Raw genomic sequence first — 20,280 nt, 5'->3', positions numbered from 1 at the left:
CTGTCCTCCCGAGCTGACCTTCACGGACCTTTCATGCTCTCCTTCATCGCTCAGCGCGTCGTGAAAGGCATCATCGTCCTTCTCGCCATCATCGTGCTGAATTTCTTCCTGATCCGGCTGGCGCCGGGCGATCCGGCCGTGGTCATGGCCGGCGAGGCCGGCGCCTCCGACCAGATCTTCGTGGCGCAGTTGCGCGAGAAGTTCGGCCTCGACCGTCCGCTGCCGGAGCAGCTGCTGATCTACGTCAAGGGCATCGCCAGCCTCGATCTCGGCTTCTCGTTCCGCCAGCAGGCGCCGGTCGCCAGGCTGATCGCCGAGCGGCTGCCGGCGACGCTGCTGCTGACGCTGACGGCGTTCGCGATCTCGCTCGGTCTCGGCATCCTGTTCGGTGTGCTCGCCGCGCGCTTCGCCGGCACCATCCTCGACACCGCGATCACGGTGCTCGCGCTGATCTTCTACGCAACGCCGCTGTTCTGGATCGCGCTGATCGCGATCCTGTTGTTCTCGGTCTGGGTCGATTGGCTGCCGAGCTTCGGCTATGAGACGATCGGTGCCGGCTATACCGGCGTTCGCCACGCGCTCGACGTCGCCGCGCACCTCGCGATGCCCGCCGCGACGCTCGGGCTGTTCTTCATGGCGACCTACACCCGCATGACCCGCGCTTCCATGCTCGAGGTCAAGCGGCTCGATTTCGTCAAGACCGCGCGCGCCAAGGGGCTGCGCGACGGCGTCATCCTGCGCCGCCACGTGCTGCGCAACGCGCTGCTGCCGGTGGTGACCCTGGCCGGCGTTCATGCCGGCACGCTGGTCGGCGGCGCGGTCTTGACGGAGACGGTGTTCGCATGGCCGGGCATCGGCCGGCTGATGTACGACGCGCTGATCCAGCGCGACTACAATCTCCTGCTCGGCGTGTTCGTGGTGTCCTCGGCGATGGTGCTGATCTTCAACCTCGTGACCGACCTCGTCTACCGCCTGGTCGATCCGCGCATCGAGTACGCCTCATGAGGCAGTTCTGGCGCACCATGCTGCGCAGCCCGAGCGGCGTCATCGGGCTGATCATTCTCGTGCTGGCGATCGTGATCGCGGTGGCCGGGCCGCTCTACTTCCCGAACTCGCCGTGGCGCATGGTGCAGCGGCCGTTCGTCCCGCCATTCACACTGTCGAAGGTCCCGCTCGGCACCGATGCGCTGGGCCGCGACGTGCTCGCCGGCCTGATCTTCGGTGCACGCGTCTCGCTGCTGGTCGGTCTCGTGTCGACACTCGTTGCGCTGATCGTCGGCGTGCCGCTCGGCGCCATCGCCGGCTATTTCGGCGGCCGGGTCGATGACGCGCTGATGCGCTTCACCGAGTTTTTCCAGACCATCCCGAGCTTTGCGCTCGCGATCGTGCTGGTGGCGATCCTGCAGCCGTCGATCTATTCCATTGTCGCCGCGATCGGCCTCGTCAGCTGGCCGCCGGTGGCGCGCCTCGTGCGGGGCGAGGTGCTGAGCCTGCGGACCCGCGAATATGTCCAGGCTGCCATCGTCACCGGACAAAGCAATGCCTGGATCATCTGGCGCGAGATTCTTCCCAATGCGCTGTCGCCTGTCATCGTGCTGGCCTCGCTGATGGTCGCGACCGCGATCCTGCTGGAATCCTCGCTGTCGTTCCTCGGCCTCGGCGATCCCAACCTGATCTCCTGGGGCTACATGGTCGGCGCCGGTCGCACTGTCATTCGTCAGGCGTGGTGGATCACGGTCTTTCCCGGCGTGGCGATCCTGCTGTCGGTGCTCGGCCTCAATTTGATCGGCGAGGGCCTGAACGATGCGCTCAATCCGCGCCTGTCGCGCGAGGGCAGGTGAGCGAATGGCAAATCCCGTCGTTGCCATCAGGAACCTGCGCATCGCCTTGCCGGCGGGCGCCGAGCGCAATCACGCGGTCGACGGCGTCTCGTTCGACCTGACCGCGGGCAGGATCGTCTGCGTGGTCGGCGAATCCGGCTCGGGCAAGTCGATGTGCGCGCATGCGCTGCTCGGGCTGCTGCCCGAGACGGTGAAAGTCGAGAGCGGCGAGATCAGCTTCGAGGGGCGCGACCTGCTTGCCGTCGATGAGGACGGCTGGCGCGATCTGCGCGGCCGCCGCATCGCCATGGTGTTCCAGGAGCCGATGACCGCACTCAATCCCTTGATGCGGATCGGCGACCAATTGATGGAGGTGTTCGAGGCGCATGATCTGCTGAGCCCTCGCGAGCGCCGCGCGAAGGCGCTGGCGCTGGTGCGCGAGGTCGGCCTGCCCGATCCCGAACGGATCATCCGCGCCTATCCACATCAGCTCTCCGGCGGCCAGCGCCAGCGCGCGATGATCGCGATGGCGCTGGCGCTCGAACCGGCGGTGCTGGTCGCCGACGAGCCGACCACCGCGCTCGACGTGACGACCCAGGCGCAGATCCTCAAGCTGATCCGCAACCTGCAGGCCAGCCACAACATGGCGGTGATGTTCATCACCCATGATTTCGGCGTCGTCGCCGACATCGCCGACCAGGTGGTCGTGTTGCGCCATGGCAAGGTGGTGGAGGAAGGCGCGGCCGAGTCCGTGCTGGGCAATCCGCAGCACGACTACACCAAGGCGCTGCTCGCCGCGGTGCCCTCTTTCGATCCGCCGCCGCGGCAATCCCGCGAGGACGTTCCGAAGGCGATCGACGTGATCGGCCTCGACAAGACCTATGTGACGCCGACCGGCTGGTTCCGCCCGAAGCGCGAGACGCGCGCTGCGCATGCGGTCAATTTCGCGATCCATCAGGGCGAGACGCTCGGCCTCGTCGGCGAGTCCGGCTCGGGAAAGTCGTCCGTCGCGCGTCTCGTGATGCGGCTGATCGAGGCCGATCGCGGCACGGTGCGGATCGGCGACGTCGATCTCACGGCGCTGGAGGGCGGCGCCTTGCGTGCGCAGCGTCATCGCATCCAAATGATCTTCCAGGATCCGTTCGCCTCGCTCAACCCGCGCCGCAAGGTCGGCCGCATCATCGCCGACGGCATGGTCGCGCGCGGCACGCCGCTCGATGCCGCGCTGAAGCGCGCCCAGGAGCTGCTCGGCATGGTCGGGCTCGACGCGGGCGCGATCGGCCGCTATCCGCACGAATTCTCCGGCGGCCAGCGTCAGCGCATCGGCATCGCGCGCGCGCTCGCGCTCGATCCGGAGATCATCGTCGCGGACGAAGCGGTGTCGGCGCTCGACGTGTCCGTCCAGGCGCAGGTGCTGCGGCTGCTGGAAGATTTGAAGGCGCGCCTTGGTCTGTCGATGCTGTTCATCACGCATGACCTGCGGGTGGCCGCGCAGATCTGCGACCGGATCGCCGTCATGCAGAAGGGCGAGATCGTCGAGCTGAAGCCGACCGCCGCGCTGTTCGCCAATCCCGAACACGCCTATACGCGCGAGCTGCTCGCTGCCGTTCCCGGCCGCAAGCACGGAATGGCGTGATTGTGCGTAAACCGACCGCCGGTCGGAACCATGGCGCATCGTGCCGGGCCGGGTTCAATTACTTGCAACATCTTCGGCGTATTTGGATTATAATAGCATTGGACCCCGATGAGGCCGCAGGGTGGTCGCCCTAGCTGGTCCGCGCCAAGACAGCGGGCTCGTGCTCCCTCTACCCGAGGCTGTCATTGAACCGTGCCCATGAAGCGTCAGTCTCGACAGGATGTCGCAGCGGCGTTCACCATCCCAACGAGGACTCTCATCATGTCGGAGCGCAAGCCAACGGCCGCCGTGCGCGAGGCTCAAAAAGCCTTCAAGCCGGCCGAGCCGACGAGAAGCGATTATGAAAAGGCACAGGCCGCGTTCGATCAGAACCGCGAGCGGCTGAAGGCCGAGCGCTTGGCGCGTGAAGCGGCTGACAGCGCCGGCAAGCAGCCGAAGAAGCTGGCGTGAACCGCCAGCCTCGTCCCGTCGATTTCGGCGGGCATGCCGTCGCTCGCTCAGCTGCGCGGAGGCGTAGCGGTGAGCTGGCCCTGCGGCCGTTCACGATCGGTGCGCGTCGAGGTCGTTGAGGGGAGCGCGCCCGGCCGCGCCGCAGGCACCTTCTTGACCGGCGCCGGCAGCAAGCCTTCGCGGATGGCCTGCTTGCGCGCGACTTTGCGTTGGCGCCTGATCGCATCGGATTTCTCGCGCGTCTTGCGCTCCGATGGCTTCTCGTAGGATCTGCGGCGCTTCATCTCGCGGAATACGCCTTCGCGCTGCATCTTCCGCTTCAGGATGCGCAACGCCTTCTCGACGTCGTTGTCACGAACAAGAACCTGCAAAAGTATCCTCCTTGTCTTCATCTCTATCGATGAAATTCGGTTGGCGAAGCCGATCGGCGCTGTGGCGGGGAGAGCGGCGCGCTTAGCTGAGCGGCACCAATGAAACGTGTTGCTCACAATGTGATGAGGCACGATGCGTGCGAGACACGGTGATCCCCTTCGTCGGAAGGCGGGAGCACGAGTGTCTCTCAGCCATCGATGGCCAGGCCGTTACCGATGGTGCTGTGAAGATAAGGGCAATCTGCTGATATTGCCAGCGCGAGCCGACTCAACGGTTCCGGTCCTCGGCAAACTATATTTGCCGCGCGGCCTTGTAATCCCCCATAAAATCTCTACCTTGACGTAGTTCGATTAGCCGCTGTGCCTTTCTGAATGTGCCTGTGGGCTATTTCCAAAAGTCATCGCTCAGTTGAATGAGATCGCGTGATGGTCGCGCGATGAATGATTTGGAGATAGACATGCAGGGTACCGTCAAGTGGTTCAATGGCCAGAAGGGCTTTGGTTTCATTCAGCCGCAGGATGGCGGGAACGACGTGTTCGTTCACATCAGCGCGGTTGAACGCGCTGGTCTCGCCGGTCTGGCTGAGGGCCAGAAAGTCAGTTTTGAGGTCAAGACGGACAAGATGCGCGGTAAAACCAGCGCAGAAAATCTCGCGCTGGTCTGACCGTACTGATCAGACGTCTCTGACGTCTTAGGCCATTTCACGGATGTACTGAAATGGCTGGTTTGCCCGCTCGATCCTGTATTGAGCGGGCTTTCTGCGTCTCGACGGTAACCCGCATCTCCGGAAGGATCAGTCGATGGCTACCAAGAAGATGTCAGAGCGCTCCCCCGAAAGCATCGCGCGGTCGGAGCGCCAGCGCGTCGCCGCCGAGGACGGGGCGAAGGCGCGCGCCGAATGGGATCAGCGCGCGATGGCGGTCCGCAAGAACATGGAGCGGCTGCGCGTGTTGCGGCTCGCCAAGGAAGCGGAAGCTGCGCAAGCGGGGTCTGATGCGGCGCCTGCGCCGAAGCGGCGCAAGAAGGTCGTTCGCTAGGGCTGCTTCATCTCGCCTTCCGGCGTCGGGTGCCCGGTGGAATTATCGGAACTTCGTTGCCGGTGCTCGAACAGACGGGCGATCCATGCCTGATTACTACGCCCCAACCGTGTCCCGCGTACAGACCCGACCTTCGTACCGAGGAGGCTGACGTGGCCAAGCCGACCGCTACAGACGTTCGCATTGCCAAGGATGAGACGCAGCGTGGAGCCCAGACGATCGCATTCGCGCTCGCAATCGGCGCCACACGGCAGGTCTGTCATCTCGAGACCTGCTTCTGCACGCGCAACCAGGCGTTCGCCTATCTGCAACGGAACCGCACGGCGTTCGAGCAGATGGCGCGCGAGCAGTTTGCCCGTGGCGAGGTGACCGACGGCGTCATCCATCTGCGCATGATCTGAGGCGATCCGCCACACGCGGGCCTCAGAAGGCCCTGCCCGACGCGCAACGCGCTGTTGCTGCTACTCCGCCTTCTGTTTGACCGGAAGCGGAATGCGCTCATAGGACGCGGGCAGGTTGACGGGGCGATAGTCCTTCGATTCCGCGATCCGCATCAGCACGCTCTCATGAACGAAGGCGCCGTCGGGGATGAAGCGCGGTTCGCCATTCGGAATGTAGAAGCCGAAATGCGCCTTGCGTTCCGGCCATTCCTTGTACGTCGCGCTCTTCGGCAGCCATTCGAGCACCCGCCAGGCCGCTGTCATCGAATCGTGCAGCGGTCCCTGGACGCTCGGCGCCACATAGGAGAACGGACTGTTCTTGCGCTGCACGCCCCAGGCGAGCTGATTCACCGTGCGCGGATTGACCGTCAGCCCGGCCTCGACCGCCTCGTCGATCATCCACAGCAGCGGATATTTCGAAGCCGCCGACCGGACCTCGGGATAGCCGCCGCCGACGTCGGAATGCACGCCGGCGAACCACACCTGTTTGGCGTCCTGCGGTCGCGCCTGCGCCTTGTTGAAGCGGTTCGGCGTGAAGGTCTGCGGCATGCCCCACGGCTTCAGCCGGAACATGCAGCGGCGCTCGTCGATCGCCGCAGCCTGGCGGAAGATCTTCACGCTCGGGTTCTCGATCGTGAAGGCGAGCTCCTCGAGGCTCGGCAGCGCGAACAGCCGGTCGGTGCGCGGCACGATCACGCTCGCCACCGTGTCCCACACGCCGACGAAATGGATTGTCGGCCAGCGCGCCGAGGTGATCCGCGCGAACTGCGCGGCGTGGTCGTCGCGGCTCTCCGGGATCGGCCCGTCCTCCTCGGTGCTCTCGAGCTCCTTGGTGATGCCGCGCCCGGCCTTCGGATTGTCCGAGGAGTACTTCTTGTAGGCGATCACGCCCGGGCCGACGAGATTGATCTGACCCGGCGAGATCAGCCCGATCTTGTGGATCAGCCCGGCCAGCACGCGCACGGTGTAGGCGCCCCGCGAGAAGCCGAACAGAAAGATGCGGTCGCCGTCCTCGTAATGCGTGGCCAGGAAGGAGTAGGCGTTGATGACGTTGTCGTCGAGGCCGTAGCCGGTCGCGAGCCCCAGCACCATGTTGAAATTGGCCTTGAAGCGGTGCCAGGTGTCGGGCTGGGTCAGCGTGCCGACGCCGGGATCGTAGAATACGGCCTGATGCGGTGTCGTCTTGTCGGTCTTGCGCAGGCAGCGATAGAGCTTGAGTACGTTCGAGATGTTCTCGCTGATCTCGTTGCCGGTGCCGTCGCAGCAGATGACAATATTCTTCATGGCAAAGGAATGTCCGCAATAATGCTACCGCAACGAGTGTAGAGCATCCGGCTGGTGTTGGGGAGGTCGGTTCCCTATGGCACTTCGTCTGGGTCGCTGTTGCGCGCGGCGCGGCCGACATGGCGGAGTGACTGCTGGACGCCGTTGTACGAACGGATGGTCACCCGACTTGTCCTGCCGCCCCGCGCCGGCTGCCTTGTCCAGAGTTGTCAGTTGGTCACGGCATCCGCAAGCAAAACGGCCGGATCTCTCGACCCGGCCGTTTCGACATCTCGTTCAGCTCGAAGCCCCGCTCGTGACGCGTCCGGCTTCTGCATCAATCTTGAATTTCGGTTGGCTCTCTCAGCTCGCCTTCGCGACCGGGGCAGCGTCCGCCGCCTTCTTCTCGATGGCGCGCTTCAGCTCCAGCGCGCGCGGCGACAGGGTCGCGGCGTTGGCCTTGAGCAGATAGGCGTCGAGGCCGCCATTGTGGTCGACGCTCTTGAGCGCGTTAGTCGAAACGCGCAGGCGCACGTTGCGGCCGAGTGCATCCGAGATGAAGGTCACGTTGCACAGGTTCGGCAGGAAGCGCCGCTTGGTCTTGATGTTGGAGTGGCTGACCTTGTGGCCAACCTGGGGACCCTTGGCCGTCAGTTCACAGCGCCGCGACATGGCAATAAATCCTCTCTCATCCCCGCACCCTTCGTCCGCCTATGTCGGCGGGCCGCGGGGGTCCAAAACTCGTCCAGCTCGTCTCTGGGAGATGCGGTCCTATAGGGGGGATGCGGCTTTTCGTCAAGGTTTTGAAGGCCGCAGCAAATACAGGGAGCCGGGCCGGCGAACCCGGAGGACGCGACCCATGCCTCCTCCTGGTCGGGCCGAAATCGCCGACCAGCAGAAAAGCAGGCGTGTAATCAATAGTATAGCGGGTAGTTTAGACCATATAAAGGGCGCATTCGGACGTGATGGATGGATATCCCGCGAACGGTCCGGAATGGCGGCATGCTGGCGCGGTCGGAGGTTCGCGGCTCGGTTCCGGCAGCGCTGCGGACGACGGTTCTGAGTGCTGTTCAGGCGCAAAGCGCTGGACAAACCGCCATTGTCGGACGGTTCGCGTTGTTTGAAGGCGTTTTTGGCTTAAGTAGCAAGGACGGCGCGTCGGATCGGTCCGGCGCTCAGGCAGGCGGATCGGCAGGATCATTCGTCACGTGACCATCATCTCGGTTCCCTCATTTCTCTCGGGCCGCCTGGCCGCGGCCGGGGCAGCGCTCTGCCTGTTGTTGCTGGCGCAAGGCGCCCAGGCGCAGGCTCGGTTGGACGCTCAATACGAGGCTTCCCTGGCCGGCATCCCCGTCGGCAAGGGCACCTGGGCGGTCGAGATCGGGGATGATCAGTATGGTGCTGCGGCTCAGGGCGGCACCGCCGGCCTGCTCAAGAGCTTCTCGCAAGGATCAGGCACGGGCTCGGTGCAGGGACGCGTCGTCAACGGCGCCCTGGTCGGCCAGAGCTACCAGGCCTCGACCTCCACGGGAAAGAAATCGGAGCAGATCCGCATCAATCTGCAGAACGGCACCGTGAAGGACTTCGCCATCGAGCCGGCGCCTCCAGTCGATCCCGACCGCATTCCGGTGACGGATGCCCACAAGCGCGGCGTGCTCGATCCGATGACGGCCTCTCTGGTGCGGGTGCCGGGCAATGGCGAACTGCTGTCGCCGGACTCCTGCCGCGGCGCTGCGCCCGTGTTCGACGGCCGCATGCGCTACGAGCTCAAGCTCGACTACAAGCGCATGGAGAACGTCAAGGCTGACAAGGGCTATCGCGGTCCGGCGCTGGTCTGCGCGATCTACTTCACGCCGGTCGCGGGCTACATCCCGGACCGGCCGGTCATCAAATATCTGGCTCAGGCCCGCAACATGGAGATCTTCTTCGTGCCGATCGCCGGCACCCGCGTGCTGGTGCCGTTCAAGATGGTGATCCCGACCCCGCTGGGGACCGCGATGCTGGAGGCGACGTCGTTCATCACCCAGGCGGCGCCGCACGTCGCCAAGACCCAGTAGCGCCTCGTATCGCTGCTCCTCCACATCCGAATCTCGTCGCTGTGGCACGGCCCCGTCAGCGGCTGAGCCGCAACAGCGGCCGTGGCGTGAAGGTCTGGCGGCATGCCGTCCGCTCTCGCTTGAATGCGATGGCGATTCCGCGTTGACCTCCGATTTGCCGGTCCCCGTATGGATGCTGTCTGCTGCGCGTGAATCCGTTTGACTCTTCCCTGATTCTGATTCGACTCGGGACGCCCTGGAATGCGCGCCAGTTCCATCGCGAAAGCGTTGCTTGTGGAGCCCGCGAAAACTTGATCTAGTGCTGGCTTGATCGCAGAGCGCGAGATGTTGCGGTGAACGAAGCCTGAAAGCCGACAGAGTCAGCGATTCCTTCGCGATTCGTTCTCAAGGCGTTCCGAAGCTTAAGCTGCGGCACTATATGCGTCACAATGTGAGACAGGGGTCAGCATCTCAGCCTCTCCAGACACACGACAATTCCGCATCCGTCGCGCGTGAACGACGCGCTTCCAACGCCGGCTTCGAGACCCACATTTAACGAATGGCTTTTTCGTCCTCTTCGGCTGCCTCGCCTTTCGAGCGCACGTCCGACCGTGCTCCCGGAAGCGGCGTCACCGCCGTGCTCGGCCCCACCAACACCGGCAAGACGCATCTGGCGATCGAGCGCATGCTCGCGCATTCCTCCGGCATCATCGGACTGCCGCTGCGGCTGCTCGCGCGCGAGGTCTACAACAAGATCGCCGATCGCGTCGGCAGCGAGGCCGTCGCGCTGATCACCGGCGAGGAGAAGATCAAGCCGAAGAACCCGCGCTATTGGGTGTCGACGGTCGAGGCGATGCCCAGGGATCTCGACGTGTCGTTCCTGGCCGTCGACGAGATCCAGATCGCGTCCGATCTCGAGCGCGGCCATGTCTTCACCGACCGCATCCTCAATCGCCGCGGGCGCGACGAGACGCTGCTGCTCGGGGCTGCGACGATGCGCCCCATCATCGAGCGGCTGTTGCCCGGTGCGTCGATGGTGACACGGCCACGATTGTCGCAGCTCGAATTCGCCGGCGACCGGAAGATCACGCGGCAGCCGCGCCGGACCGCCATCGTGGCGTTCTCGGCTGACGAGGTGTACGCCATCGCCGAGCTGATCCGCCGCCAGCATGGCGGCGCCGCTGTGGTGCTGGGATCGCTGTCGCCGCGCACGCGCAACGCGCAGGTGGCGATGTTCCAGAACGGCGACGTCGACTATCTCGTCGCCACCGATGCGATCGGCATGGGGCTCAATCTCGACGTCGATCACGTCGCCTTCGCATCCGACCGCAAATATGACGGCTATCAGTTCCGCCGGCTCACGCCGTCGGAGTTTGCCCAGATCGCCGGCCGTGCCGGACGCGCGACGCGTAACGGCACGTTCGGCACCACCGGACGTTGTGCGCCGTTCGAGCCCGAGCTGGTCAATGCGCTCCAGAACCACACCTTCGATACCGTGAAGGTGCTGCAATGGCGCAACTCCAGGCTTGATTTCGCGTCCTTGAGCGCGCTCCAGGTCTCCCTGGCGATTACGCCGGGGCATGACGCGCTGACGCGCGCGCCGACCGCGGAGGATCTGCGCGTGCTCGATCATGCCGCGCGCGATGCCGAGGTGCGCGACATGGCGCATGGCGCTGAAGCGGTCGAGCGTCTCTGGGAAACCTGCCAGATTCCCGACTATCGCAGGCTGTCGCCGGCTGCCCATGCGGAGCTGGTGACCACCGTGTTCGGCTTCCTGATGCAGAAGGGGCGTATTCCGGACGCCTGGTACGCGGCCCAGGTCGATCAGGCCGACCGCGTCGATGGCGACATCGATACGCTGTCGGGGCGGATTGCACAGATTCGCACCTGGACCTTCGTGGCCAACCGGCCCGACTGGCTGCGCGACCCTGATTATTGGCAGGGGATTACCCGCGAACTCGAAAATAAATTGTCAGACGCCCTTCATGAACGGCTCACGGAGCGTTTCGTTGATCGTCGTACCAGTGTATTGATGCGGCGCCTGCGGGAGAACAGTGTTTTGAATACGGAAATCGGCAAGACCGGCGAAGTGATCGTTGAAGGGCACGCGATCGGCCGCCTGGATGGATTCACCTTCGCGCCCGACGCCGCCGAAGCCGGCTCGGAGGCCAAGGCCTTGCAGGCTGCTGCCCAGAAGGCGCTGGCCGGCGAGATCGAGGCGCGCGCGGAGAAGCTGTCCGGCGCGCCCGACGAGCACATCGTGCTCACCGCCGACGGCACGATGCGCTGGACCGGCGACGCCGTCGCCAAGCTGGTCGCGGCCGACGACGCGCTGCATCCGCGCCTGCGCATCATCGCCGACGAGCGGCTGACCGGTGCTGCGCGCGACAAGGTCCAGGCGCGGCTCGATCTGTGGCTGAAGACGCATATCGAGAAGCTGCTCGGCCCGCTGTTCGAGCTGTCCAAGGCCGAGGACATCACCGGTATCGGCCGTGGCATCGCGTTCCAGCTGGTGGAGGCGCTCGGTGTCATCGAGCGCGCCAAGATCGCCGCCGAGATGAAGGATCTCGACCAGCCGTCGCGCGCCACCTTGCGCAAATATGGCGTGCGTTTCGGTGCCTACCACATCTACGTCCCGGCGCTGCTCAAGCCCGCCGCGCGCGCTCTCGCCGCGCTGCTGTGGGCCGAGAAGCAGGGCAATGTCGACATGTCCGCGCTGACCGGCGCGCAGCATCTGGCGAGCTCGGGCCGGACCTCGTTCCCGGTCGACAAGGCGCTGCCGCGCGATGCCTATCGCGTGCTCGGCTATAAGCAGGCGGGCGAGCGCGCCGTGCGCGTCGACATCCTGGAGCGGCTGGCGGACCTGATTCGTCCCGCCCTGGCCTGGCGCGACAATGCGCCGGGCGAGAAGCCGGCCGGCGCCTTCGACGGCCGCGGCTTCGTGGTGACGCAGGCGATGACCTCGCTCACCGGCTCGGCCGGCGAGGACTTCGCCTCCATCCTGCGCGCGCTCGGCTATCGCATGGAGAAGCGTCCGCCGCTGCCGCCCAAGCCGATTGAGAAGCCCGTCGAGGCTGCTGCCATCGCGGAAGCTGCTGCTGCCGAAGCCGCTCCGGCAGATGCGCAGGCTGTGCCGGGCGAGGACCTCGCAGTTGTCGCCGGCGAGCCGGCCGACGAGCAGGTTCCCACCGTCGCGGAGGCCGCCGTCGCTCCGGTGACCGAGCAGGCCGTCGCCGTGCCCGCGATGGTCGGTGAGGAGCAGCCGGAAACCACGTCGGGATCGGCCCTGGCATCGCTGCCGACCGTCGATTTCGTCACGCCGGATGTGGCGGACGCCGCTTCCATGGCCGAGACGGCTGCCGAAAGCGTCGTCGCCGAGGCGGAAACCGCCGTCGCTGCGGATGCGCCGCAGCCAGAAGCCGCGGAGGCCGTTGCGAACGAGGCAACAAGCATCGGCGACGCTTCGGCTGAAGCTGCCGCGGCGGAAACTGCTGCTGGATCGACCGCCACCGAGGCTTCTCCCGAGGCCTCGCCTGCTGCCGAGCCCGTCCTGGTCGAGGTCTGGCGGCCGGGCGGGCGGTCGGAGGAGCGCAGGCCGCGCCACGACCATCATCATCGCGGCCGGCCCAACCGTCCGCAGCATGAGCGCGGGCAGGGGGGCGGCGGCGGTCAGGCATCGGCCGGGACCGCTCCGGCCGAGGGCGGCGAGGCGCGCGAGCGCCATCACCGCGGCCATGGCCGGCGCGACCGGATGAAAGAGTTCGGCAAGGACTTCCGCAAGGGCCCGCCGGAGGCGGGTGCGGCGCCAGCCGAGGGCGCATCGGCGCCGGCGCGCGAGGATCGCGGGCCGCGCCGCGATCATGATGCCAAGGGGCGCGACCAGAACCGGGATCGCAACAAGGGCGGCAAGTTCGGGGGCGACCGCGAGGGGCGCGGTGGCCGCGACTTCGGCAAGGGCGGCCGTGACAAGCGCGACAGCGGCCCGGCGCTGCGGCCCTACGCATCGAGCAGCGGCGGCGGCCGGGATCGCGACCGTCCGGTCGATCCCAATTCGCCGTTTGCCAAGCTTGCTGCGCTCAAGGAGCAGCTCGCGGGGAACAACCGCAAGGACTGAGCGGCAAGATCGGTTGGCAAGATTGGTTGGAAGGACAACGCCGACGTCCGACACCCCGTCAGAGCGCCAGCGCATCGACAAATGGCTGTGGCATGCGCGGCTGGTGAAGGCGCGCACCAGCGCCGCGGCGCTGGTGTCGTCGGGGCATGTCCGGGTCAATGGTGTGCGCGAGACCTCGCCGGGCCATGGGGTGAAGACCGGTGATGTGCTGACCATCGCGCTCGATCGCAGCGTGCGCGTGCTCAAGGTGACCGGCTTTGCCGCGCGTCGCGGCGACGCTGCGTCCGTGCGCGGGCTCTACGACGACCTCGAAGGTCGCGGCCGAAGTTGATTGGTTGCGCCGGCGCAATTCCAATTCAGTTCTTCGCCCCGCTTCACTTGCGGCACACCACGTCCTGCGCTAGTCCAAGCCAGCCGATTTGTCGATCCGTTCCGGAGCCCTGGATGACTTACGTCGTCACCGAAAACTGTATCAAATGCAAATACACCGATTGCGTTGAGGTCTGCCCGGTAGACTGCTTCTACGAGGGCGACAACATGCTGGTGATCCATCCGGACGAATGCATCGATTGCGGCGTGTGCGAGCCGGAATGCCCGGCCGACGCGATCAAGCCGGATACCGAGCCGGGGCTGGAGAAATGGCTGGGCGTGAACGCCGAATATGCCAAGTCCTGGCCCAATATCACGCAGAAGAAGGACCCGCCGGCGGATGCCAAGGAGCACGACGGCGAGGACGGAAAATTCGAGAAATATTTTTCATCGAAGCCGGGCGCCGGAGACTGACGGGTCACCTCTGCGCTGGCGCGAGAGCGGCGCCGGCAATTCTGCCGCTGGCCGTGGCTGATTGGAATCGCCACGCGGAAACAATGGCCTAGAACGAGATTGCGGCGAGCGGGAACCGCCGCATGAGTTGTTCTATTCCGGCACGCTTCACTTAACCCTAACTTCGTGGACCCGTCACAATACCGCCCCTGCGGCCTCTAAATCATTGATTTTTGCGGTAAATGTGCTATATATAGCACATTCTCAGAGCCGAACCCGGCCATGCGTACCTTTTTTTGGCCGCCCTTTTAGGTTCCCGCAACATCAAACAGGGGCGTGGCAGTTCCGCGCGCAGGCTGTGTCACAGAAAACGCGTAAAAAGAGTGCTTCCAAGAGTACAAAAAAAGCCGCCGCGGCCAGCCGCAGCGTTTCCAAGGGCCGTGCCCGGGCTCCTGTAAAGGAGATTCGGGCTGCCGCGAAGGCCTCGGCTGCCAAGTCCACCAAGAACAAAAGAAGCGCAATGCCTGAAAAGACTGCCAAGACTGCCGCGAAAGCATCCGCCGCGAAGACCACTCTTGCAAAGGACTCTGTTGCCAAGGCTGCGCCCGCCAAGGCCGCCGCTGCGCCCAAGGCTGCCACCAAGACCGCCATTCCTGCGGCTGCTGCCCCTGTTGCCAAGCCCGCCGTCGCCGCCAAGCCGGCTGCTCCCGTCGCGGCCGCGCCGCGCGTCGAGGAGAAGAAGCTGCCGACCCAGCGCCAGGGCTTCAAGACCAACGAATTCGTCGTCTATCCGGCTCACGGCGTCGGCCAGATCCTGGCCATCGAGGAGCAGGAGATCGCGGGTGCGAAGCTCGAGCTGTTCGTCATCAACTTCATCAAGGACAAGATGACGCTGCGCGTGCCGACCGCCAAGGTCGCCAATGTCGGCATGCGCAAGCTGTCCGACCCGGCGCTGGTCAAGAAGGCGCTGGAGACCCTGAAGGGCCGCGCCCGCGTCAAGCGCACGATGTGGTCGCGCCGCGCCCAGGAGTACGAAGCGAAGATCAATTCGGGCGACATCGTCGCCATCGCCGAGGTCGTGCGCGATCTGTATCGCTCGGAGTCGCAGCCGGAGCAGTCCTACAGCGAACGCCAGCTCTATGAAGCGGCGCTCGACCGGCTGTCGCGCGAGATCGCGGTCGTGCAGCACTCGACCGAGACCGAGGCCGTCAAGGAGATCGAGACGCAGCTCGCCAAGAGCCCGCGCCGCGGCGCCAAGACCGAGGCCGACGCGGTCGCCGAGGGCGATGCGGAAGGCGAGGGTGACGACATCGACGGCGACGATACCGCCGTGGCCGACGAGGCCGCCTGATCGACCGTTCAAGCGTTTTCGAATTAGTTGCTTACGAAAGCCCGGCCGCAAGGTCGGGCTTTTTGTTTGCCTGGCTCAAAGGGGACGCTGTCGAGACTGGCAAGTCCCTGGCACGGCACCCGCACGCAGCTCACGCGACAGCCTCGACTTTGGCCTGTGCCGCCTTGATGTCTTGCACCGGCGGACGGCCGAACTGGCGACGATAGTCGCGCGTGAACTGCGGCACGCTTTCGTAACCCACGGCGAACGCCGCACTGCTGGCGTTGATGCCTTCGGCCAACATCAGCCGGCGCGCCTCGATCAGCCGCAGCTGCTTGTGGAATTGCAACGGCGACAGCGAGGTGTGTCTGCGGAAGTGCTGGTGGAAGGCGGACAGGCTCATACCCGCGATAGCCGCGAGCCGCTCGACCGGCAGGGCCTGGGTGAACTCGGCGCGCAACAGGGCTACCGCACGGGCGATGCGCTGGGCGTGGCTGTCGGGGCCACCGAGCCGGCGGATCGCCGCGCCGTGCCGGCCGGCGAGCAGCCAATAATGCATCTCGCGCAAGAGCTGAGCCTGCAGCACCTGCAATCCGGCAGGACGATCGAGCAAGCGCATCAGGCGTAGCGCCGCGTCCGTCACTTCCGCGTCGGTCGGCTCGACCCGGACGGCAAAACCGTCCGTCGCCGTCGTGCCGTCCATCTGCAGGATCAGCTCCGCGATCAGCGCCGAATCGAGCTCCAGCACCAGCGACAGATAGGGCGCCGCGCGGGTCGCGCGCGTGATCTGGCTGACGGTCGGCACGTCGGCGGTGATGATCAGCGAATCGCCTGCGGAAAACGTCAGTCCCTGCAGCCCCATCGTGACATGCTTGCTGCCCTGCACAACCAGGCACACCAGCGGCCGCGAGATGGCGTAGACGAGCTCGCTCGGTGCGGTCGCGCGCACCGTCGTGAGTCCGGGGATCGGGGTCCTGGCAATCCCGGCTGTATCGGCGTGGACAGCGGCATAGCGGCTGACGGCATTGAGCAGGCTGGTCATGTCCGTAACTTAGCCCGCTCTCGCTCTCCACACACCCCGATTTGGAGGATCAGGCAAGGAACGGCGCGGTTCCGGCAACTCCGCCGGTGGTCGGTGTCCAATATCCGACCAGTCAAACCCGACCGGAGAAAAATCATGACCAGGATCGCACTCGTGACCGGCGCCAGCCGCGGGCTCGGCCGTAGCGCGGCACGTCATATTGCCCAACGCGGCAGTGACCTCATCCTCACCTATCAGAACCGGGTCGAGGACGCGGCGGCCGTCGTCGAAGAGATCGAGGCGATGGGCCGCAAGGCGCTGGCCTTCCAGCTCGACACCGGTGATGTCGCCGCCTTTGCGCCGTTTGCGGAGACGCTGCGCCGGACTTGGCAGCGCGACACGTTCGACCACCTCGTTAACAACGCTGGCCATGGCGACCATGCGTTGATCGCCGACACAACGGAGGCGCTGTTCGACCGACTGGTCGATGTTCACTTCAAGGGCGTCTATTTATCGGCCCGATGATCGCGAGCCTGCTGTCCGAGGACAACCGCTGGATCAATGCGCAGCGAATCGAAGTCTCCGGCGGCCAGGCGATCTGATCGAGCCCGCAAGCAGGAAATTGCCGTGAGCGCCATGACTGGACAGTTGGGAACGATCGATCGTCTGTACGTGCTCGATGCCGGCAAGGCGATCGCGCCGGATCGGTCCGTCTACACGCCGGGCAAATGGCAGGGCGAGCCGGTGACGCTGAGCTGCCATGCCTATCTGCTGCAGCGACGGGGCGAATGGATCCTGTGGGACACCGGGATCGACCAGAGGCTGGCCGATGCGCCGGAAGGCCGGATCATCGCCCACGGCATCAGAGGCCTCGTCGCTAAGCCTCTCACTGCTCAGCTTGCCGAAATCGGCCTCGCGCCGGCCGATGTCGCGATGGTGCTGCTGTCCCATGCCCATTTCGATCACATCGGCAATGCCAGGCTGTTCCGCGATGCGCGCTGGTACATCCAGCGGCGGGAGCACGCGGCGATGTTCGGCAAGGACTTCAGCACCTTCGGCTACGCGCCATTGCTCTACGATTGCCTCCGGCAAGCCTGCCTCGAATTGATGGACGGGGATGTCGATCTGTTCGGTGACGGTTCGGTGCGCGTCATCTCAACGCCTGGCCATACGCCGGGCCACTGCTCGCTGCTGGTGCGGCTCGCCGGCTCCGGGGCGGTCCTGCTATCGGGCGACGCCGCGCATGACCGCTACAACATGGCGCATCGCTGCGTGCCGACGATGAATGCAAGCGCCGAGGCGACCCTGACATCAATGGAGCGGATCGCCGCCATCGTCGATGCAGAGCGCGCGCAGCTGTGGCTCAACCATGATACGGCGCAGTCGGCGGGGCTTGCGCACGCGCCGGCGTATTTCGACTAGGGGCGTTCACTCGTCCGTCCGCCCCTCGACCGATCAGCCGAGCTGCTCGAGCGAGCGGCAGCCCTGAGGGTTCGCTCAGGAGGAAATCGCGCTCACTCCACCACGATCTTGACGCGGTCGCGGACCTTGACCTGGGCGCGGGCGTCGAGGCCGTTGAGGACGCGGAAGCGCTCGACCGGGCGGTCGACGCCGGTCATGCGGTGCGCCAGCGATTCGACCGTGTCGCCGGGCTGCACGGTGATCACCTTGATGCGCAGCGGCCGCGCCGACTGGATCTCCTCCAGGCTGAGCCGGCGGAACGAGTTCACCGTCTCCCGCGCATTGCGCTCGCTCTCGGTGGTCTTCTGCCGCGAGGCGAAGATGAAGCGGTAGACGTCGCTGCCGACGCGCAGCGCATAGACCTTGAACTGCCAGGGATCGCCGCTCGCCGTCGTGGAGGCCGCCGGGAAGCCGTTGATCGTCAGCTCCTCGGTCGCCGACTTGTCGACGTTCTCCATCCAGCCGGAATTCAGATAGTCGCCGAGCGTCTGCTGGGCCGGCACGCGCACCACGTCGAAGCGCATCGCCTGGGCGCCGCCCTCGCGTACGCCGATCACCGCCTGCGCGGTGTTGTCGAGCGTGAAGTTCTCCGGCGCCTGGAAGGTGAAGCCGAGCTTCGGATGCAGGAAGCGCCGTCCGCGCACGAAGCCCTCGCTCGGGTCCTCGCCATAGACGATGTTGTCGACTGCAGCCAAGTAGGTCTCGCGGTCATGCTCCCTGGCCTCGGGGGAGACGTATTGCTTGGCGATGGCGGCGGCGTTCTGCACCCGCTCCGGCGTCGCCGGATGCGACGACAGGAAGTCTTGCGCGCGCGGGTCGATCGCGACCTTGCCGGCCTTCAACTCTGCGTTGCGCTCCATCGAGGTCAGGAAGCGCGCCGCGCCGTAGGGATCGAACTTGGCCTTGGCGGAGATGCCCACGCCGATGCCGTCGGCCTCGAACTCCTGGGTGCGCGAGAAGCTCGCCATTGTCAGCTTGGTCTTGGCGAGCGCCAGCGCCGTCAGGTCCGGATCGTTGCCCATGTCGGAGACGACGCGGGTCACGACCGCAGCCTGCCGCGCCTGGTCCTCGCGGATCGCAGCATGGCGCGCCAGCACATGCGCCATCTCGTGGCTGAGCACCGAGGACAATTCGGAGGTGTCGTTGGCGAGCGCAATCAGCCCGCGCGTCACGTAGAGCTGGCCGGTCGGCAGCGCGAAAGCGTTGACCGCACCGGAGTTCAGGATCGTGACCTTGTAGCCCTGGTCGGGGCGATCGGACACGGCCACCAGCCGGTCGACGATCTTGGAGATCAGGCCCTCGAGCTGGGGATCCTCATAGGCGCCGCCATAGGTTGCAAGAATGCGCTCGTGCTCGCGATCGCTTGCCGGCGTCGTCTGCACCATCGCCGGCTTCGGCCGCGGCGTCGGCAACGGCGCCGTCGCCTGCTGCAACTTGCCCATGTCGCTGCAACCGGCCAGCGCCAGCCCCAGGCACAGCAGCGCCGGTGCGATCCGCGAACCGCAGTTCATCACCGTCATGCGCTTTCGAACAGACAGGTTCACGTCGCTACTCATGTACCTCAGCGGTCAATTCCCGCTTAAAATCTCGATCTGGGCGGTCTGCGTCAGTTCCAGTCTCGGACCCGCATGCGCTTCAATCCAACCGCGCACGCGAACCTGCCGATTCGCAAGTGATTTGACGTCGATGCCGGCACCTTCCAATACCGCCATCATACGCTTTGGAATAGTCACCGCGAAGCCCCGTGTCCAGTTACGAGCGAAGTTCAGATAAGTTGTTGTCCCCGTCTGTCGTACGGACAACACCTTCCCTTCGACAACCGTAAATAGCCCTACGCGAGACAAAATATCGTCTGGACTTTCCGTGTTTTTTATGACGGTCGCAATCTTCCAGAGACCACGCCCGGCGTTGCGGGCCTCGGCTTCCGCCGCGCCCAGGCTGAGGGCGCAATCCCGGTCGGGCAGGTCGATCCCGCGCAGCACGGCGCCCTGCCGCAGCAGCTCGCTTTGCACCGGCTGGTCCGCGCCGGCCACGAAGACGAAGGCGCGCTGCCGGCCGTAGCGGTCGGGGGTATCGTCCTCACCGCGGAGCACGACGTCGCGGTCGCGCAGCAGCACGCCCAGCGCATCCACCGACGTCGCGCGCTGCTCCTCCGGCGGCACCTCGATGCCGGCGAGCCTGACCTCGCGACCGTCATCGAGACGGAAGCCGCGTGCATCGATGATCTCGCTGACGTGGCCTTCGCCGAGCTCCGCGAGCATGCACGGTGTGGCGTGACTCGCCGACGTCATTGCGATGACCGCCACGCTCGCACCGAGCGCAACCAGCCTTCGTCCGCTCTGCATTCCGCGCACTCTCGCCATGCTGCATCATCGCACGAAATTTCCATTCCACTGAGCGGAAAGCGGCGACCGGCGACGCCTTTGCTGAGCGTGCTGAGCGCTTGCCGCATGCGCATGCGTGCGCCATGATGAGAACTATCAAAGAGGCCGTCGCCATGTAGCGACGTGCCCGGCAGGGAGGATATCGATGAGCAGA

At 65.5% G+C, this 20,280-nt stretch carries 19 protein-coding genes and 1 pseudogene; 14 read left to right on the top strand and 6 right to left on the bottom strand.

Annotated features, from left to right (window positions below):
- The first annotated feature begins 33 nt into the window (after positions 1-33).
- The 4 genes from QW845_RS05295 to QW845_RS05280 all read left to right on the top strand — a co-directional run bounded on the left by QW845_RS05295 (position 34) and on the right by QW845_RS05280 (position 3,906).
- Entirely contained in the window at positions 34-1,005 is a 972-nt protein-coding gene (locus QW845_RS05295; RefSeq protein WP_315800580.1) for an ABC transporter permease, read from the top strand.
- Entirely contained in the window at positions 1,002-1,841 is an 840-nt protein-coding gene (locus tag QW845_RS05290) for an ABC transporter permease (protein WP_315800579.1), read from the top strand. The genes QW845_RS05295 and QW845_RS05290 overlap by 4 nt, the downstream gene beginning before the upstream one ends.
- A 4-nt stretch (positions 1,842-1,845) precedes the next feature.
- Positions 1,846-3,456, top strand: coding sequence for an ABC transporter ATP-binding protein (locus tag QW845_RS05285; RefSeq protein ID WP_315800578.1), 1,611 nt, complete (start codon positions 1,846-1,848; stop codon positions 3,454-3,456).
- A gap of 261 nt (positions 3,457-3,717) precedes the next feature.
- Positions 3,718-3,906: a hypothetical protein gene (locus tag QW845_RS05280; RefSeq protein WP_315800577.1), complete on the top strand. Its 189-nt coding sequence runs from the start codon at positions 3,718-3,720 to the stop codon at positions 3,904-3,906.
- A gap of 47 nt (positions 3,907-3,953) precedes the next feature.
- Here QW845_RS05280 and rpsU read toward each other — a convergent pair whose 3' ends face one another.
- Positions 3,954-4,277 (bottom strand): 30S ribosomal protein S21, encoded by a 324-nt coding sequence (rpsU, locus tag QW845_RS05275; protein ID WP_315800918.1) that lies wholly within the window; start codon positions 4,275-4,277, stop codon positions 3,954-3,956.
- A gap of 458 nt (positions 4,278-4,735) precedes the next feature.
- On the opposite strand from rpsU, the gene QW845_RS05270 reads away from it, so the two are divergent.
- The 3 genes from QW845_RS05270 to QW845_RS05260 all read left to right on the top strand — a co-directional run bounded on the left by QW845_RS05270 (position 4,736) and on the right by QW845_RS05260 (position 5,716).
- Positions 4,736-4,942, top strand: coding sequence for a cold-shock protein (locus tag QW845_RS05270; RefSeq protein WP_315715242.1), 207 nt, complete (start codon positions 4,736-4,738; stop codon positions 4,940-4,942).
- Positions 4,943-5,078: 136 nt separating this feature from the next.
- Entirely contained in the window at positions 5,079-5,315 is a 237-nt protein-coding gene (locus QW845_RS05265) for a transcriptional regulator (RefSeq protein ID WP_315800576.1), read from the top strand.
- A gap of 152 nt (positions 5,316-5,467) precedes the next feature.
- Positions 5,468-5,716: a hypothetical protein gene (locus tag QW845_RS05260; RefSeq protein WP_315800575.1), complete on the top strand. Its 249-nt coding sequence runs from the start codon at positions 5,468-5,470 to the stop codon at positions 5,714-5,716.
- Between the two features lie 60 nt (positions 5,717-5,776).
- On the opposite strand, the gene QW845_RS05255 is transcribed toward QW845_RS05260, so the two are convergent.
- Both QW845_RS05255 and rpmB read right to left on the bottom strand, forming a co-directional pair.
- Positions 5,777-7,039 carry a DUF2235 domain-containing protein gene (locus QW845_RS05255; protein ID WP_315800574.1) on the bottom strand — a complete coding sequence of 421 codons (1,263 nt, stop codon included), beginning with the start codon at positions 7,037-7,039 and terminating at the stop codon, positions 5,777-5,779.
- 342 nt (positions 7,040-7,381) lie between these two features.
- A complete protein-coding gene (rpmB, locus tag QW845_RS05250) occupies positions 7,382-7,690 on the bottom strand; it encodes a 50S ribosomal protein L28 (RefSeq protein ID WP_172114511.1) in 309 nt (102 codons plus the stop codon).
- 608 nt (positions 7,691-8,298) lie between these two features.
- Here rpmB and QW845_RS05245 point away from each other — a divergent pair.
- The 5 genes from QW845_RS05245 to QW845_RS05225 all read left to right on the top strand — a co-directional run bounded on the left by QW845_RS05245 (position 8,299) and on the right by QW845_RS05225 (position 15,281).
- On the top strand, positions 8,299-9,075 hold the full coding sequence (locus QW845_RS05245; protein ID WP_315800917.1) for a DUF3108 domain-containing protein: 777 nt from the start codon (positions 8,299-8,301) through the stop codon (positions 9,073-9,075).
- A gap of 538 nt (positions 9,076-9,613) precedes the next feature.
- Positions 9,614-13,168, top strand: coding sequence for a helicase-related protein (locus QW845_RS05240; protein ID WP_315800573.1), 3,555 nt, complete (start codon positions 9,614-9,616; stop codon positions 13,166-13,168).
- 73 nt (positions 13,169-13,241) lie between these two features.
- Positions 13,242-13,499 (top strand): RNA-binding S4 domain-containing protein, encoded by a 258-nt coding sequence (locus QW845_RS05235; RefSeq protein WP_315800916.1) that lies wholly within the window; start codon positions 13,242-13,244, stop codon positions 13,497-13,499.
- Between the two features lie 113 nt (positions 13,500-13,612).
- The gene (fdxA, locus tag QW845_RS05230) at positions 13,613-13,951 is read left to right on the top strand and encodes a ferredoxin FdxA (protein WP_035660174.1); all 339 of its coding nucleotides are present in this window, start codon (positions 13,613-13,615) and stop codon (positions 13,949-13,951) included.
- 499 nt (positions 13,952-14,450) lie between these two features.
- Positions 14,451-15,281: a CarD family transcriptional regulator gene (locus QW845_RS05225; protein WP_315800572.1), complete on the top strand. Its 831-nt coding sequence runs from the start codon at positions 14,451-14,453 to the stop codon at positions 15,279-15,281.
- Between the two features lie 130 nt (positions 15,282-15,411).
- Here the strand turns inward: QW845_RS05225 and QW845_RS05220 are convergent, their stop codons facing one another.
- Positions 15,412-16,302, bottom strand: a complete 891-nt coding sequence (locus QW845_RS05220) for an AraC family transcriptional regulator (RefSeq protein ID WP_315800571.1) — start codon at positions 16,300-16,302, stop codon at positions 15,412-15,414.
- 135 nt (positions 16,303-16,437) lie between these two features.
- Here QW845_RS05220 and QW845_RS05215 point away from each other — a divergent pair.
- Together QW845_RS05215 and QW845_RS05210 are read left to right on the top strand one after the other, a co-directional pair.
- Positions 16,438-16,883: pseudogene (locus QW845_RS05215) on the top strand (SDR family NAD(P)-dependent oxidoreductase).
- A 34-nt stretch (positions 16,884-16,917) separates the two neighbouring features.
- Positions 16,918-17,703 (top strand): N-acyl homoserine lactonase family protein, encoded by a 786-nt coding sequence (locus tag QW845_RS05210; RefSeq protein ID WP_315800915.1) that lies wholly within the window; start codon positions 16,918-16,920, stop codon positions 17,701-17,703.
- 92 nt (positions 17,704-17,795) lie between these two features.
- Here QW845_RS05210 and QW845_RS05205 read toward each other — a convergent pair whose 3' ends face one another.
- Positions 17,796-19,262 carry a M48 family metalloprotease gene (locus tag QW845_RS05205; RefSeq protein ID WP_315800914.1) on the bottom strand — a complete coding sequence of 489 codons (1,467 nt, stop codon included), beginning with the start codon at positions 19,260-19,262 and terminating at the stop codon, positions 17,796-17,798.
- 48 nt (positions 19,263-19,310) lie between these two features.
- Entirely contained in the window at positions 19,311-20,087 is a 777-nt protein-coding gene (locus QW845_RS05200) for a thermonuclease family protein (RefSeq protein ID WP_409997870.1), read from the bottom strand.
- Between the last annotated feature and the right edge of the window lie 193 nt (positions 20,088-20,280).

Source organism: Bradyrhizobium sp. SZCCHNS3002 (assembly GCF_032377435.1).
In the GTDB taxonomy this organism is placed as follows: Bacteria; Pseudomonadota; Alphaproteobacteria; order Rhizobiales; family Xanthobacteraceae; genus Bradyrhizobium.
Note: the sequence above shows the minus strand (reverse complement) of the source record. Positions and strands in the feature narration are given on the sequence as shown.